General features: G+C 47.2%; 10 protein-coding genes and 7 tRNA genes. 11 read left to right on the plus strand and 6 right to left on the minus strand.

Features of this window, described 5'->3' with window-relative positions:
• Window positions 1-47: 47 nt before the first annotated feature.
• The 5 genes from QL234_RS29555 to QL234_RS29575 form a co-directional block, all read right to left on the minus strand.
• Window positions 48-124 (minus strand) — tRNA-Met (locus QL234_RS29555).
• 68 nt (window positions 125-192) lie between these two features.
• Window positions 193-269 (minus strand) — tRNA-Met (locus QL234_RS29560).
• 68 nt (window positions 270-337) lie between these two features.
• Window positions 338-414 (minus strand) — tRNA-Met (locus tag QL234_RS29565).
• Window positions 415-482: 68 nt separating this feature from the next.
• A tRNA-Met gene (locus QL234_RS29570) sits at window positions 483-559 on the minus strand.
• A 68-nt stretch (window positions 560-627) separates the two neighbouring features.
• A tRNA-Met gene (locus tag QL234_RS29575) sits at window positions 628-704 on the minus strand.
• 353 nt (window positions 705-1057) lie between these two features.
• Between QL234_RS29575 and rlmKL the strand changes: the two genes are divergently transcribed.
• The 5 genes from rlmKL (at window position 1058) to QL234_RS29600 (ending at window position 9277) form a co-directional block, all read left to right on the plus strand.
• Window positions 1058-3196: a bifunctional 23S rRNA (guanine(2069)-N(7))-methyltransferase RlmK/23S rRNA (guanine(2445)-N(2))-methyltransferase RlmL gene (rlmKL, locus tag QL234_RS29580; protein ID WP_281561326.1), complete on the plus strand. Its 2139-nt coding sequence runs from the start codon at window positions 1058-1060 to the stop codon at window positions 3194-3196.
• A gap of 9 nt (window positions 3197-3205) precedes the next feature.
• Window positions 3206-3436, plus strand: coding sequence for a glutaredoxin family protein (locus tag QL234_RS29585; RefSeq protein ID WP_281561327.1), 231 nt, complete (start codon window positions 3206-3208; stop codon window positions 3434-3436).
• Window positions 3437-3439: 3 nt separating this feature from the next.
• Entirely contained in the window at window positions 3440-5380 is a 1941-nt protein-coding gene (locus QL234_RS29590) for an ABC transporter ATP-binding protein (RefSeq protein WP_281561328.1), read from the plus strand.
• Between the two features lie 26 nt (window positions 5381-5406).
• Window positions 5407-7146 (plus strand): DUF3466 family protein, encoded by a 1740-nt coding sequence (locus QL234_RS29595; protein ID WP_281561329.1) that lies wholly within the window; start codon window positions 5407-5409, stop codon window positions 7144-7146.
• A gap of 370 nt (window positions 7147-7516) precedes the next feature.
• Complete coding sequence (locus QL234_RS29600) at window positions 7517-9277, plus strand: DUF3466 family protein (protein ID WP_281561330.1); 1761 nt, start codon at window positions 7517-7519, stop codon at window positions 9275-9277.
• Between the two features lie 108 nt (window positions 9278-9385).
• Here QL234_RS29600 and fabA read toward each other — a convergent pair whose 3' ends face one another.
• Window positions 9386-9901 (minus strand): bifunctional 3-hydroxydecanoyl-ACP dehydratase/trans-2-decenoyl-ACP isomerase, encoded by a 516-nt coding sequence (gene fabA, locus QL234_RS29605; RefSeq protein WP_044836341.1) that lies wholly within the window; start codon window positions 9899-9901, stop codon window positions 9386-9388.
• A 151-nt stretch (window positions 9902-10052) separates the two neighbouring features.
• Here fabA and QL234_RS29610 point away from each other — a divergent pair, with 151 nt between their 5' ends.
• The 6 genes from QL234_RS29610 (at window position 10053) to QL234_RS29635 (ending at window position 14057) form a co-directional block, all read left to right on the plus strand.
• Window positions 10053-10307: a hypothetical protein gene (locus QL234_RS29610; protein ID WP_281561331.1), complete on the plus strand. Its 255-nt coding sequence runs from the start codon at window positions 10053-10055 to the stop codon at window positions 10305-10307.
• 188 nt (window positions 10308-10495) lie between these two features.
• Window positions 10496-11140: a UvrY/SirA/GacA family response regulator transcription factor gene (uvrY, locus tag QL234_RS29615; protein ID WP_044836343.1), complete on the plus strand. Its 645-nt coding sequence runs from the start codon at window positions 10496-10498 to the stop codon at window positions 11138-11140.
• Between the two features lie 89 nt (window positions 11141-11229).
• Complete coding sequence (uvrC, locus tag QL234_RS29620) at window positions 11230-13077, plus strand: excinuclease ABC subunit UvrC (protein ID WP_281561335.1); 1848 nt, start codon at window positions 11230-11232, stop codon at window positions 13075-13077.
• Between the two features lie 48 nt (window positions 13078-13125).
• Entirely contained in the window at window positions 13126-13716 is a 591-nt protein-coding gene (gene pgsA, locus QL234_RS29625) for a CDP-diacylglycerol--glycerol-3-phosphate 3-phosphatidyltransferase (protein ID WP_281561332.1), read from the plus strand.
• Window positions 13717-13851: 135 nt separating this feature from the next.
• Window positions 13852-13927: transfer RNA gene (locus QL234_RS29630), tRNA-Gly, on the plus strand.
• Window positions 13928-13983: 56 nt separating this feature from the next.
• A tRNA-Cys gene (locus QL234_RS29635) sits at window positions 13984-14057 on the plus strand.
• The last annotated feature ends 78 nt before the right edge of the window (window positions 14058-14135 follow it).

Below are 14135 nucleotides of genomic sequence, written 5' to 3' on the forward strand. Positions count from 1 at the left end.
CAGGGGTAAAATCAGATATTTTTAAGAAAAGAAATGATCAGGGGAGTTGGTTGCGGGAGCCGGATTTGAACCGACGACCTTCGGGTTATGAGCCCGACGAGCTACCAGGCTGCTCCATCCCGCGTCCGAATGGTTTACGACCTAAAGTCGATAAACAAGCCAATAACGGTTTTAATTCTGTTATCAGGGAATTGGTTGCGGGAGCCGGATTTGAACCGACGACCTTCGGGTTATGAGCCCGACGAGCTACCAGGCTGCTCCATCCCGCGTCCGAATGGTTTACGACCTCAAGTCGCTAAACAAGCCAATAGCGGTTTTAATTCTGCTATCAGGGAATTGGTTGCGGGAGCCGGATTTGAACCGACGACCTTCGGGTTATGAGCCCGACGAGCTACCAGGCTGCTCCATCCCGCGTCCGAATGGTTTACGACCTAAAGTCGTTAAACAAGCCAATAACGGTTTTAATTCTGCTATCAGGGAATTGGTTGCGGGAGCCGGATTTGAACCGACGACCTTCGGGTTATGAGCCCGACGAGCTACCAGGCTGCTCCATCCCGCGTCCGAATGGTTTACGACCTAAAGTCGTTAAACAAGCCAATAACGGTTTTAATTCTGTTATCAGGTAATTGGTTGCGGGAGCCGGATTTGAACCGACGACCTTCGGGTTATGAGCCCGACGAGCTACCAGGCTGCTCCATCCCGCGTCCGTGAAAACGAGGCGTACTATAAGGATAGCCACACGAGATTGCAAGGCGTTTTGTGAAAAAAAATCACTTTCAGGCAAATAAAATCCAGAGTGAATTATTTATGAACTATTTAAGCTTTAATTCTAATCATTATCAATCCGCTAGCAGAAAAAGTGCGCGGTTTTTCAATTTGCTTCGTTTTCTATTTGATGTATTTAGGCAGCTCACGTCTGCCTGTGCAGGTTAATCCCTGCCGTTTTTATTGAAGCAATGAAATATCTCTATTTAGCTCCTGCATTTATCAGGAATAGGTTTAAGTCACAGGTGTCTTTGTTTATAATCGCGGCCACGAATTCGGATGGAAATTAAACATGTATCATTTTTTAGCCTTAACGTCGGTGGGCATAGAAGTATTATTAGCAGAAGAAATAAAATCCTTAGGTGGTGAGCAGGTTGTGCAAAAACCCGAAGGTGTCTATTTCTCGGCCCCCTTAGCCTTAGGTTATCATATTTGTTTATGGACGCGTTTTGCTACCCGGGTATTATTGCAATTGGGGCAGGGGGATGCGCAAAACAAAGATCAGCTCTTTGCGGCGGCAAGTGAAGTTAACTGGTCTGAGGTTTTTTCCAGCCATCATACCTTTGCCGTTGACTTTGTCGGTAAGAGTGAAGAAATACGCAACAGTCAGTTCGGTGGCTTAACGGTCAAAGATGCCATCGTTGATCATTTTCGTGCGATAAACGATGAGCGGCCGTCGGTGGATAAGTTCTACCCGGATATCCGCATTCAGGCGCGGCTGTTAAAGCAAAAAGTGGCTTTTTACCTGGATTTCTCCGGACGGGGTTTATTCCAGCGCGGCTACAGACGAGACAGCGGCGCGGCGCCGTTAAAAGAAAACCTGGCAGCGGCGATTATTCAACGCTCCGGCTGGTTGAATGATACCAGCAAGCCGCTTGTTGATCCCATGTGTGGCTCGGGGACTATTTTAATCGAAGCGGTTTCTATGGCGGCAGGCGAAGCCCCGGGTATCGACCGGGAGAGCTGGGGGTTTGAGTTGTGGTTAGATCATGATGCACAGCTTTGGCAGGAGCAGTTAAGGCGGGCGATAGAGATATCTAACGAGGGCATCAGTAAGCTTGATGTCAAGGTTTATGGTTATGACCTTGACAGCCGGGTATTAAAAACCGCCGAGCAAAACGTCAGAAATGCCGGTTTACAGCGCTTTATTAACTTTACCTGCCGTGATGCCAATAAACTGCTCAACAGTTTTGAGCAGCCGGGCACTATCTTGTTTAACCCCCCTTATGGCGAACGTATCGGTGAATTACCCGAGCTGGTGGAAACCTTTGTCACCTTAGGACAAAAATTTAAAGCCCAGTTCATGAACTGGCAGGTGGCGATACTAACCGCCAACATTGAATTATTGTCTATGTTGAAGCTTGCCAGTTTTAAACGTTATAAATTAAAGAATGGTCCCCTTGATTGCCAGTTGGCCCTGTATAAGCTTGATCAGCAGCAAACGGCGAAAGACGAGCTGAACCCCCAGGGAGACTTTGCCCGGGAAAAGTCCGACTTTGCCAACCGTTTGAGCAAAAATGTCAAAAATCTTAAAGGCTGGGTCAGGGCAGAGCAACTGGAGTGTTACCGCCTCTATGACGCCGATATCCCGGAATATAATGTTGCCGTCGATATTTATGGCGAATATCTTGTGATCCATGAATATGCGGCGCCGGCAAGTATTGCCCCCGAGAAAGCGGCCAAGCGGTTGCAGGAAGTGATTTATTGGGCCCCTAAGGTGCTTAATGTCACTACAGATAAAGTGGTGTTAAAAACCCGCGCCAAGCAAAAAGGCAGCAACCAGTATCAAAAAATCGATAAAAGCAAACAAGCGATTGTTGTGCACGAGTACGGGGCCAAACTAAAAGTTAACCTTTGGGATTATCTGGATACCGGCTTATTCCTGGATCACCGTAAAACCCGGCAAATCGTGGCGAAAAAAGCAAAAAATAAATCTTTGCTCAACTTATTTGCCTATACCGGTTCGGTGTCTTTACAGGCGGCCTTGCACGGCGCAGCGTCTGTAACCACAGTGGATATGTCCAATACCTATCTTAACTGGGCCCAGGATAATTTTGCCCTTAATAACCTTTCCGGTCATAAATACCAGTTTGTACAGGCAGACTGTTTGCAGTGGCTGAAAAACAATGAGCAGCAATTTGATGTCGTGTTTATTGACCCGCCAACCTTTTCCAATTCTAAACGCATGGGTGAGAGCTTTGATGTGCAAAGGGATCATGTCGCGTTAATCGAAGATGGTCTTAAGGCGCTGGCGCCGGGGGGAGAATTAATCTTCACCAACAATAAGCGTAATTTTAAAATGAATTTTGACGCTATGGCGGCATTAAACCTTAAAGTGGTCGCCATGAGCGATAAAACCCGGGATAAAGATTTCCAGCGCAACAAGCATATTCACAACAGCTGGCTGATCACCCGCCAGGATAAAGGTTAAGGGGCAGTGATGAGCCAGGCATTTATTTTATACAGCAGTGAAGGTTGCCATTTATGCGAGCAGGCGCTGGAGCTGTGTTACGGGCAGCTGGACCCGGGCAAGATTAAAGTCGTGGATATCGTCGATGATGATGACTTAGTGGCATTATATGGCGTACATATCCCGGTATTAGAGCGGTTAACAGACGGCCAGAAGCTTTTCTGGCCCTTTACTGCCCAGCAGATAGGCGAGTTAATATAAGTTATGGAATTATTAAGGATCTCGGGCGCAGAGCTTGCGTTTGGAGAAGATAAAATATTAGATAAGGCAGAGCTGAGCGTACAAACGGGCGAACGCATCTGTCTGGTGGGCCGCAACGGCGCCGGTAAATCGTCTTTTTTAAAAGTCCTGATGGGGCGGCAAAACCTCGATGACGGCAAAATGCTGACATCTTCTACCATGCGCCTGGCGATGTTGGAGCAAGACCCGCCCGAGTCTTGTGATTTAAGTGTTTTTGACTATGTCGCCCAGGGAGTGGAGAAAAATGCCGACCTGATCAAACGTTACCACGTGCTTATTCATGATGTCGCGGAAAACCCGTCACAGGAAAACCTGGATAAACTCTCGAAGGTGCAGGAGCAGCTTGAACTGGCGGATGCCTGGAAAGATGAGCAGCGCATCGAACAGGTAATGAGTACCCTGGCATTAAACAGCGAAGCCCGGGTGAGTGATCTCTCCGGTGGCTGGTTGCGTAAACTGGCGCTGGCCAAAGCCCTGGTTACCGATCCGGATATCTTATTACTCGATGAGCCTACCAACCACTTAGATATCGAAAGTGTGTTGTGGCTGGAAAAATTCTTAAAGGATTTCAGCGGCACCATTATCTTTATCAGTCACGACCGGGCCTTTATCCGCGGTTTATCAACCCGTATTTTAGATCTCGACCGGGGTAAGCTTACCAGCTACCCGGGAGATTATGATGTTTATGTCGAACAAAAACAGCATGATCTGCAGGTAGAAGCCCAGCAAAATGCTTTGTTTGACAAACGCCTTGCCGAAGAAGAGGCCTGGATACGCCAGGGGATCAAAGCCCGGCGCACCCGTAATGAAGGCCGGGTGCGGGCGCTGGAAAAACTCCGTGTTGAGCGTCAAAACCGCCGTGAGGTGAAAAACCAGGGAGATATGAATATTTCCCTGGGGGACAGATCCGGCAAGCTGGTATTTGAATGTGAAAACCTGTCGATGTCCTTTGACGATAAAATCATTATCCGCAACCTGGATCTGCTGATCAGCCGGGGGGATCGCCTGGCGCTGATCGGTGCCAATGGTACCGGCAAGTCAACCCTGATCAAGCTGATTATGGAGCAGTTAAGCCCGAGCAGCGGTAAAATGCGCTCCGGGGTGAATTTAGAAATTGCCTATTTTGATCAGCACAGGGACCAGCTCGATGTGAATAAAACCGTACAGGACAGTGTCGCCGACGGCAAGCAGGAAGTCACGGTTAACGGTCGTACCCGTCATGTATTAGGCTATTTGCAGGACTTTCTCTTTAGTCCCAAGCGCGCCCGTACCCCGGTAAGGGCGCTGTCCGGTGGTGAGAAAAACCGTTTGTTGCTGGCCCGTTTGTTTTTACGGCCCAGTAATTTATTGATCCTCGATGAACCGACCAATGATCTCGATATCGAAACCCTGGAGCTGCTCGAAGAAGTTGTCGCCAATTATGCCGGTACCGTATTGCTGGTGAGCCATGACCGGGATTTTGTAAATAATTGCATTAATACTTGCCTTTACTTTGACGGAAGTGGTCAAATAAAGCAGATTGTCGGTGGTTATGATGATGTTGACAGTTACCTGGCGCTAAAAGCACAACAGCAAAAGGCTTTGGCGGAGCAATACGGCACCGATGACAAAAGCAGGAAAAACGAGCAAAAATCACAAAAGGATGCGGGCAAGGGCAGTGATAGCAAGGCAAAGCCGGCGGCCAAGAAAAAGTTATCGTATAAAGAAAGCCGCGAGCTTGAAGCCTTACCGGATGAGATAGACAAGCTGGAGCAGTTAATCGATTCGCTGCAGGCGCAGATTAACAGTGCCGACTTTTTCAGTCAGGATCCCGAGCAAACCAATAAAATATTGAACCAGCTGGCCGAGAGCGAGTCCAAGCTCGAAGCCGCCTTTGCCAGATGGCAAGAGTTAGATGAATTATAACAAGTAAGTAAGAGCGCAGTAATTAGATGAAAAAATTTGTAAAGTCGATTTTAGCAGCAGGGATCACCAGTGCATTGTGTATCGCAAACGCCAATGCTGCCACTTACCAGGTGATAGACACCGGTGAGGTATCAGGTATTGAATATACTTTTGCCCAAAAAGAAAATGTCCAGGGAGAAAAGTCGCTGGCGGGCAGCAACATTTATAACTTTCCGGTGCAATACCAATACCTTGATGATGATGACTTTGACAATATTGACGATTATGCCGAAAGTCGTCATGAAAGTGTGATTGACTTAAAAGATCTGGAAGATTTAACGGCATTAAAAGCGGGCACGCCTACCGGGAATGACCTTGCCTGGGCTAAACTTTGGCTCAGTGCCGTTTCCGACAGTAAATACCAGAAAGTAGGCGATAGCGCGGTTTTGCTCAATCTAAACGGCGAAACCGAGGAAATCACGATATTTGATACCACTTTTGACGATGGCCAACTGACTCGCTCGACCACGAATACGGTTTATGGTATCACCGACGAAGGTTGGCTTTTCGGTACCGCTTCCGCCCCTTATCTGCCAATGGATTTTACCGAAAGTGATGGAGATGAGGTGACCCATTGGGTCAGGGACTTCACCACCCGGGCATTTTTGACAACGGATAACGGCAACGCTATTAAAAGCATTCTTCCTGTAGAAGCCAGCTATGGCGGTGAGTCAGGTATCATAGATATCAACGATAACCGTGTTGCCGTAGGGTTTGCCAGTTCGAAGCTTAACATTAATACCGTTGAAGACTTCATTGAAGATGAGTGTGCCGATCCTGATTACATTGATGATATTCCTGTCGAAGTTTGTTTGCAAAGTGCCCGAAATGGCTTATATCACTTAAGTGCCTACAAATGGACCTTGGATGAGAATGGCGAGGTCATTTCAAGTGAGGATCTCGGGATGCTGGTTACCCCGCATGAAGATGATGAGCGGATTTATACCGCTACGGCCCAGGCCATTAATAATCACGGTGTTGCGGTCGGTTATGCCGATGGCTGGGTGGATGAAAATGAAACCAGCCCCAGTGAGGGAGAAAGCCGCAGTAGCTATGCCGTGGTGTTTAAAGACGGTGAAGTTACCGATTTTACCGAAGATCATAGTGAGTATTATGCCTCCAGAGCCAATGATATCAACGACCAGGGGATAGCGGTTGGTTATGTGACTACTATCATCAGTGGTGAAGTCAAAACAAAGTTTTATTATGTCGATACCAATGCCGATAATATGCAGATGGTTTTCCCGGATGATTATTTTACCGGCTCCGCCAGTACCGCCGAGGCGATCAATGAAAATGGCATGATCGTCGGGACCGGGGAAGTGGAAACTCATAATACCAGCAGTACCAATCCACGAAGACGCCATGCATTTTTATACAATATGAATGATGACTCCTTTGTGAACCTCAATGATCTGCTGCCTTGTGATTCTGCCTACACCATAGTCGAGGCCACAGACATCAATGAAAACAATGAAATCTTTGCCACCGCCGTGGTTAAAAACGAGCGTCGCGATGCCAAAGGAGAGCTGATGCGTGATGCCGACGGTGAAATCGATGTCGAAGATGTGGTGCGTGCGGTAAAACTTGTGCCGATTGACGGTGACATTGAAGGTTGTAATTCCGTGGTTGAGAAAGTGGAACGCAGCGGTGCGGGGTTTGGCCTGTTATCCCTTTTTGCCATGCTTACTTTTGGCTTACGCCGAAAGCTTAAGTTATCGGCATAGCTGGGTAAAGCACTTTAGTCGCTAGTCGACCCAGTTAAAAACGCATATCTTTAAAACCCTCGTCGCCGAGGGTTTTTTTATTTTCTCTATATAGTAAAAATCCTCCTGCCGGTTTGCATTGTGCTTGAATCACACCTCTATCGCATTTTGCTCCATTAGGTTTTCGGCCGCTGTTTTCACAAAACCCTGTCCCGGTTTATTTCCCCTCATCGCCAAAGAAGTTAGTTTTCGGCTGCTTTTAAATTAAGTTGTTAAAAAATATATAAAATATTGAACGCGAAGTTGCAGGGGCAGTCCAAGTTCAGGTGACTCTTGCCGGGAGGTAAGGGCGAAAGGAATGGTGACAATGAACTGAGGAAGTAATGGTTAAATGGATAAATTTGCAAAATCAATTTTAGCGGTCACGCTTAGTGGCGGGTTCTTTTTTAGCAGCGTCAATGCGGCTACCTACCGGGTGATTGAAATCGGCGAAACAACCGATCTTGAATATACTTTTGCCCAAAAAGAAAATGCTCTGGGGGATAAAGCCCTGGCCGGAGCCGGGATTTATAATTTTCCGGTGCAATATCAATATTTTAAAGACGATTATTTCGACAAAATTAAAGCTTATGCAAGAGTGAATCATGAGCGGGTCATTGATTTAAAGGATTTGGAAGACTTTACCGCATTAAAGGCGGGCACGCCTACCGCAAACGATCTGGCCTGGGTGAAACGCTGGCTGCTTGAGACAGGAGATTTAACATATCAGAAAGTGGGGGATTCGGCGGTGTTAACCCAGCTTAACGGTGAACTCGGAGAAATTGTTGTCTTTGATACCAGTTTTGCTGATGGCCAGTTGACCCGCTCCACCACAAATGTTGTCAGCGGCATCACCGATGAGGGCTGGATTTTTGGCAGTGCTTCTGCGCCTTATTTGCCGCTGGACTTCATTGACAGTGACAATGACGAGGTCACCTATTGGCTCAGGGACTTTACCCGCCGGGGTTTTTTGACCATAGATAAAGGCAGCACCATTAAGAGTATCCTGCCGCCACAAGCCGAGCATGGCGGCGAATCTGCTATTTTGGCGATGAATAACAACCGGGTGGCGGTGGGTTATGCCAGCACAGGGCTTAATGTCCAGGCGAGGGAATATATTGAAGATGAAAGTGGTGGCTGTGCCGATCAGGAGAAGCTTGAAAATATTCCCTATCAAGCATGTGTACAAGCGCGCAGGCAGGGCTTGTACCATTTAAGTGCCTTTAAATGGGTGTTAGATGAAAATGCAGAGGTGCTCTCAAGTGAAAACCTCGGCACTTTAGTTAGCCCCCACGGCGAGGATGAGCGTGTTTATATCGCTAAGGCACAAGCGATCAACAACCTTGGCGTCGCCGTGGGCTTTGCCCATGGCTGGTGGGATGAAAAGGAAACCGAGCCGGCGGCAAGGGAAGAACGCAATACTTACGCCGTTGTTTATAAAGCCGGGGAGGTGAAAGATTTTACCGAAGATCACAGTCAGTATTATAATTCTGAGGCCCTTGATATTAATGATCAGGGAATAGCCATAGGACATGTCTGGACCAATATCAGCGGTGAGCCTCGGAGCAAATTCTATTATGTCGATACCAATGCCGAAAAGATGCAAATGGTGTTGCCGCGGGATTATTTTACCGGCTCTTCCAGTATAGCCCGGGCGATTAATGAAAACGGTATGATAGTGGGCAACGGGGAAGTGGAAACCCATAATGCCAGCAGTATTAACCCCAATGAGCCGAACCCGCGTCGCCGCCATGCTTTTTTATATGATGTTAATCAGGATACCTTCCTGAATATCAATGATCTTTTACCCTGTGATTCTCCGTATACGATTATCGATGCCTCAGATATCAACGGTGATAATGAAATTTTTGCCAATGCGATAGTAAAGATGGATCGCCGAAATGCCAAAGGAGAGCTGATGCGTGATGCTGACGGCCAGGCGGATAAAGAAGATGTCGTACGGGCAGTAAAGCTGGTGCCGATAGCGGGGGAAGTTGAAGGTTGTCATGTCGCGGTGGAGCAAGTGCAGCGTCAGGGGGCAGCCTTGTCTTTGTTATCGCTTTTTGCTCTGTTTACTGCTGCTTTACGCAGCAAGTCAAGCATTAAGGGCTAAACCTGGCTCGGCTGAGAAAGGGCTATACAGCGGTTAACAGTGCCTTAAAGACACAAAAAAACCCTCGTCGATGAGGGTTTTTTAATGTTATCTGGCCAGGGCAAAAAATTAGAAGCTTGCCGTATCCGTGAATAAACCGACTTTTAGGTCTTTGGCGGTATAGATTTCACGGCCGTCAACCAATACTGAACCATCGGCGATGCCCATAAATAATTTACGCTTGATCACACGCTTAAGGGTAATTTTATAAGTAACTTTTTTCGCCGTCGGCAGGATTTGTCCGGTAAATTTAACTTCTCCGACACCTAAGGCACGGCCACGGCCCGGTCCGCCGGACCAGCCAAGATAAAAACCGACTAATTGCCACATGGCATCCAGTCCTAAACAACCTGGCATGACAGGGTCGCCTTTAAAGTGGCAGTCAAAAAACCAAAGATCCGGAGTAATATCAAGTTCAGCGATGATTTCGCCTTTACCATGTTCGCCGCCATCGGCATTGATAACATTGATGCGATCCATCATTAACATGTTGTCAGAAGGCAACTGGCTGTTGCCTTCACCAAACATTTCCCCGTTAGCGGTTTTGATCAGATCTTCTTTGCTATACGCACTTTTTTGTTCCATGAGCTCACTTCAAAATAAGATTATAATAATTTCAGGGCGCTACTTTAGCGAACACTTGTACACTAAACAACTCGGAGCAGTGAAAAAAATTGCAAAAAGTTGAGTTATGCGTAACCATTGTTCTCCTATCGGGCTGTAAAGGAGAGAAAAAGTGACTGAAAAAAAAGCGCCGCTATCGAATGCCGAAAAACAAAAACGTTATCGTGAACGACAAAAAGAGGGCGGCAAAAAAGAAATGCGCGGTTATTTATCGCCCGAGGCATTAAAGTGTTATCAACTGATCGCCGAGCAAACCCAGTGGTCTGACAGTGTTATTTTAAGTAATGCGGTGCGTTTAACCTATGCCGCCTATAAGAACGGACAAATCGCATTATTAAATAACTGGTTGAACAAACATGACTTATAAAAGCCGTCACGGATCCTGCTTTGCAGATAAGCCCAAGCGCAAACCAAGCTGCAAGCATAGTAACAGCAAACAAGACAGTGAAATAAATGCTGAAATTTGATTGTGTTAACCCGGTATTCACTATATTCTTAACAGATTAGGAATCTAGCAGTAGTTAACATCATACATACCTAAAAGGTGCTACCCCGTTGATAAATGTTTTATTAGTTGATGATCATGAATTAGTCCGGACCGGTATCCGAAAAATTCTCGATGAAGTCAAAGGATTGAAAGTAATAGGAGAAACTAAAACGGGAGAAGAAGCTGTACAGTTTTGCCGTAAAAATGAGCCCGATGTGGTGTTAATGGATATGAACATGCCAGGTATTGGCGGCTTGGAAGCAACCAAGAAGATTATCCGTTATGCCCCCGATGTTAAAGTGATCGTGCTGACGGTACATACTGAAGACCCGTTTCCGACTAAAGTGATGCAAATTGGCGCTGCCGGTTATCTGACCAAAGGCACCGGACCGGATGAAATGGTCAATGCCATCCGGGCGGTGAATAGCGGCCAACGTTATATCCCGGCAGAAATTGCCCAGCAGATGGCGCTGAGCCAGTTTAAGTCGGTGGAGGAGAACCCGTTTAATGTCTTGTCGGAGCGTGAATTGCAGATCATGCTGATGATCACCCGGGGAGAAAAAGTGCCCCATATTTCCGAACAGCTGGCATTAAGCTCTAAAACCATTAACAGTTACCGCTACCGCATGTTTGAAAAACTCAATGTCAGTAATGATGTTGAACTGACCCATCTTGCGATTCGCCATGGTATGTTAAAAACCGAAAAACTCTAGTCTTGTCTGAAGTATCTCCCTTGTCTGAGCAACAACCTGATAAAGAGACTGAACAAAAGTCCGATAGTAAGCCAGAGCAAAAACCTGATATCGCCTCCGATGCCAGGTTTGATGCTAAAGCCTTCCTTGCCTCGGTAACCGAGCAGCCCGGTGTTTATCGCATGTACGATAAAGACCGTCAGGTCATTTATGTCGGTAAGGCCAAACAGTTAAAAAAACGTTTGGCCAGTTATTTCCGCAAAGATGTCGGCAGCACTAAAACCAAGGCCCTGGTCGGGCAAATTCGGGCCATAGACGTCACGGTCACCCATACCGAAGGGGAGGCGCTGATCCTTGAAAATAACTATATCAAGAAGTATCAGCCTAAATATAATATCCTGCTGCGGGATGATAAATCCTATCCCTATTTATTGATCAGCGATCATAAACACCCGAAACTTGGCCTGCACCGCGGCGGCAAACGCCAAAAAGGGGATTACTTTGGTCCTTTCCCCACCGTCGGTGCCGTGTGGGAGAGCTTACGCTTGATGCAAAAGCTGTTTCCCATCCGTCAATGTGAAGACAGTTATTACCGGGCAAGAAGCCGTCCCTGTCTGCAATATCAGTTAGGGCGTTGTTCGGCTCCCTGTGTTGATAAAATCAGCGAAGACGATTACCGGCAGCAGGTGAAATTAGCCAAACTTTTCCTGCAGGGGAAAAGCTCAGATGTCATTGATGTCCTGGTGAAGCAGATGGAGGCGGCCAGCGCCAAGCTTGAGTTTGAACAGGCGGCGAAAATTCGCGATCAAATCGGCACTTTGCGTAAAGTACAGCAACAGCAATATGTTTCCGGCATGGTGGCGGAAATGGATGTGGTGGGACTGGCGCGCTTTAAGTCTCAGGTTTGTGTGCATCTGCTCTTTATCCGGGATCATAAAATACTGGGCAGCAAAAGTTACTTTCCTGCGGTGCCTAATGATGCCAGTAACAGTGAGATCATCCGCGCTTTTGTCGGCCAGCATTACCTTAACCGGGAAATCTCCCAGGGCAATATCCCCAAAGAAATTGTCGTCAATGAAGACTTTGAACTAAGCGGTGAAATTGCCCGGTTATTAACCGAGCAGGCCGGCTATGACGTAAAAATTGCCACTAAGGTCCGCTCGGAAAGGGCGCAATATTTAAAACTTGCCTGTACCAATGGCGAAAATGCTCTGGCGAGTCGCAACAGCCATAAAGAATCGATGCAGGCCAGATTTACCGCCCTCAATGAGGTGTTTGAATTAGCTGGCGGCATTGAGCGTATGGAATGTTTTGATATCAGCCATACCATGGGTCAGCAAACCGTGGCTTCGTGCGTGGTCTTTAACCAGGAAGGGCCGTTAAAAAGTGATTATCGCCGCTATAACGTCCATGGCATCACCCCGGGGGATGATTATGCCGCTATGGCTTTTGCCCTGAATAAGCGTTACAGCAAGGTCAGTTCAAGTGATAACCTGCCCGATATTGTCTTTATTGACGGCGGCAAGGGGCAACTGGCCAAGGCGGAAGACTTCTTTCATCACCTTAGCCAGGACAATGCCCTGGAGAAAATACCCTTATTGGTGGGGGTGGCAAAAGGGGAGTCGCGCAAACCCGGACTGGAAACCCTGATCCTTGGCGGCAGCCACCAGTTGATTTCTTTACCCGGCTCTTCACCGGCGCTGCATCTGGTACAGCATATCCGGGATGAATCCCACCGCTTCGCCATTACCGGTCATAGGGCCAAACGGCAAAAGGCCAGTAAAAAGTCTACCCTGGAGTCTATCCCGGGCATAGGGGCCAAGAAACGCCAGGCGTTATTGAAGTACCTGGGAGGCCTGCATGAAGTGAAGCAGGCGGATCGCCAGGCATTAGAAAAAGTGCCGGGGATCAGCAAGGCGCTGGCAAAAAATATTTATGATGCATTACATGACAATTGATTAACAATCTGTGTAAAATGAAAGAAAAAATACTGCACTAAGTTATCTATGTGGACAATCCCCAACCAAATCACCTTTTTTAGAATTGTATTAATACCTGTATTCCTTATTGTTTTTTATCTACCTGTTTCCTGGCATCATTTCGGTGCCGCTTTTATCTTTTGGCTCGCCGCCATCAGTGATGCCCTGGACGGCTACCTTGCCCGACGGTTAAAACAGTCAACCGCCTTTGGCGCCTTTATTGACCCTGTGGCGGATAAATTGATGGTGACTGCTGCTTTAGTGATTATCGTCCAGGACTATCATCAGTGGTGGATTTCAATCCCGGCGCTGATCATGGTGGCACGTGAAGTCTTTATCAGCGCACTGCGGGAATTTATGTCTTCCCGCGGAAAAAGGGATGAAGTGGCGGTATCAACTATGGGGAAATATAAAACTGCTGCCCAGATGCTGGCATTAATCGGCCTTATCTGGCGTCCCGATTATGATATTCCGCTGATCCTTTTTAATTTTCCCCAGGAATTATTTATGATCATCGCTTACGGCCTCTATTTTATTGCCACTATTTTAACTTTCTGGTCTATGGTGACCTATTTCAGGGCCGCCTGGCCGGAATTGACGGTGAAAAAACAGCCGTAAACGCCTTGTTCTAGTTAAAAAAACATCATTTTAGCCGCTTTTTAGGCAGTCGAAATAAAATTGAAATTAAATGGTTGACTCGCGAATATATCAATGTAGAATGCGTTCCCAGTTGACAGGGAGTCAACAGATGAAGCGGCTGTAGCTCAGTTGGTAGAGCATCACGTTGCCAACGTGAATGTCACGAGTTCGAGTCTCGTTAGCCGCTCCAATTTCTCTTACAGAGAAGGTTCTAAGGAATACTACTCAGCTCAGTGTTGATGAAACGGCGGGTTGGCAGAATGGCTATGCAGCGGATTGCAAATCCGTGGATCTCGGTTCGACTCCGGGACCCGCCTCCATTTTGCCCGGGTGGTGGAATTGGTAGACACAAGGGATTTAAAATCCCTCGCTGGTAACAGCGTGCCGGTTCAAGTCCG

This window comes from Thalassomonas sp. RHCl1 (assembly GCF_947387555.1).
Lineage (GTDB): Bacteria > Pseudomonadota > Gammaproteobacteria > Enterobacterales > Alteromonadaceae > Thalassomonas.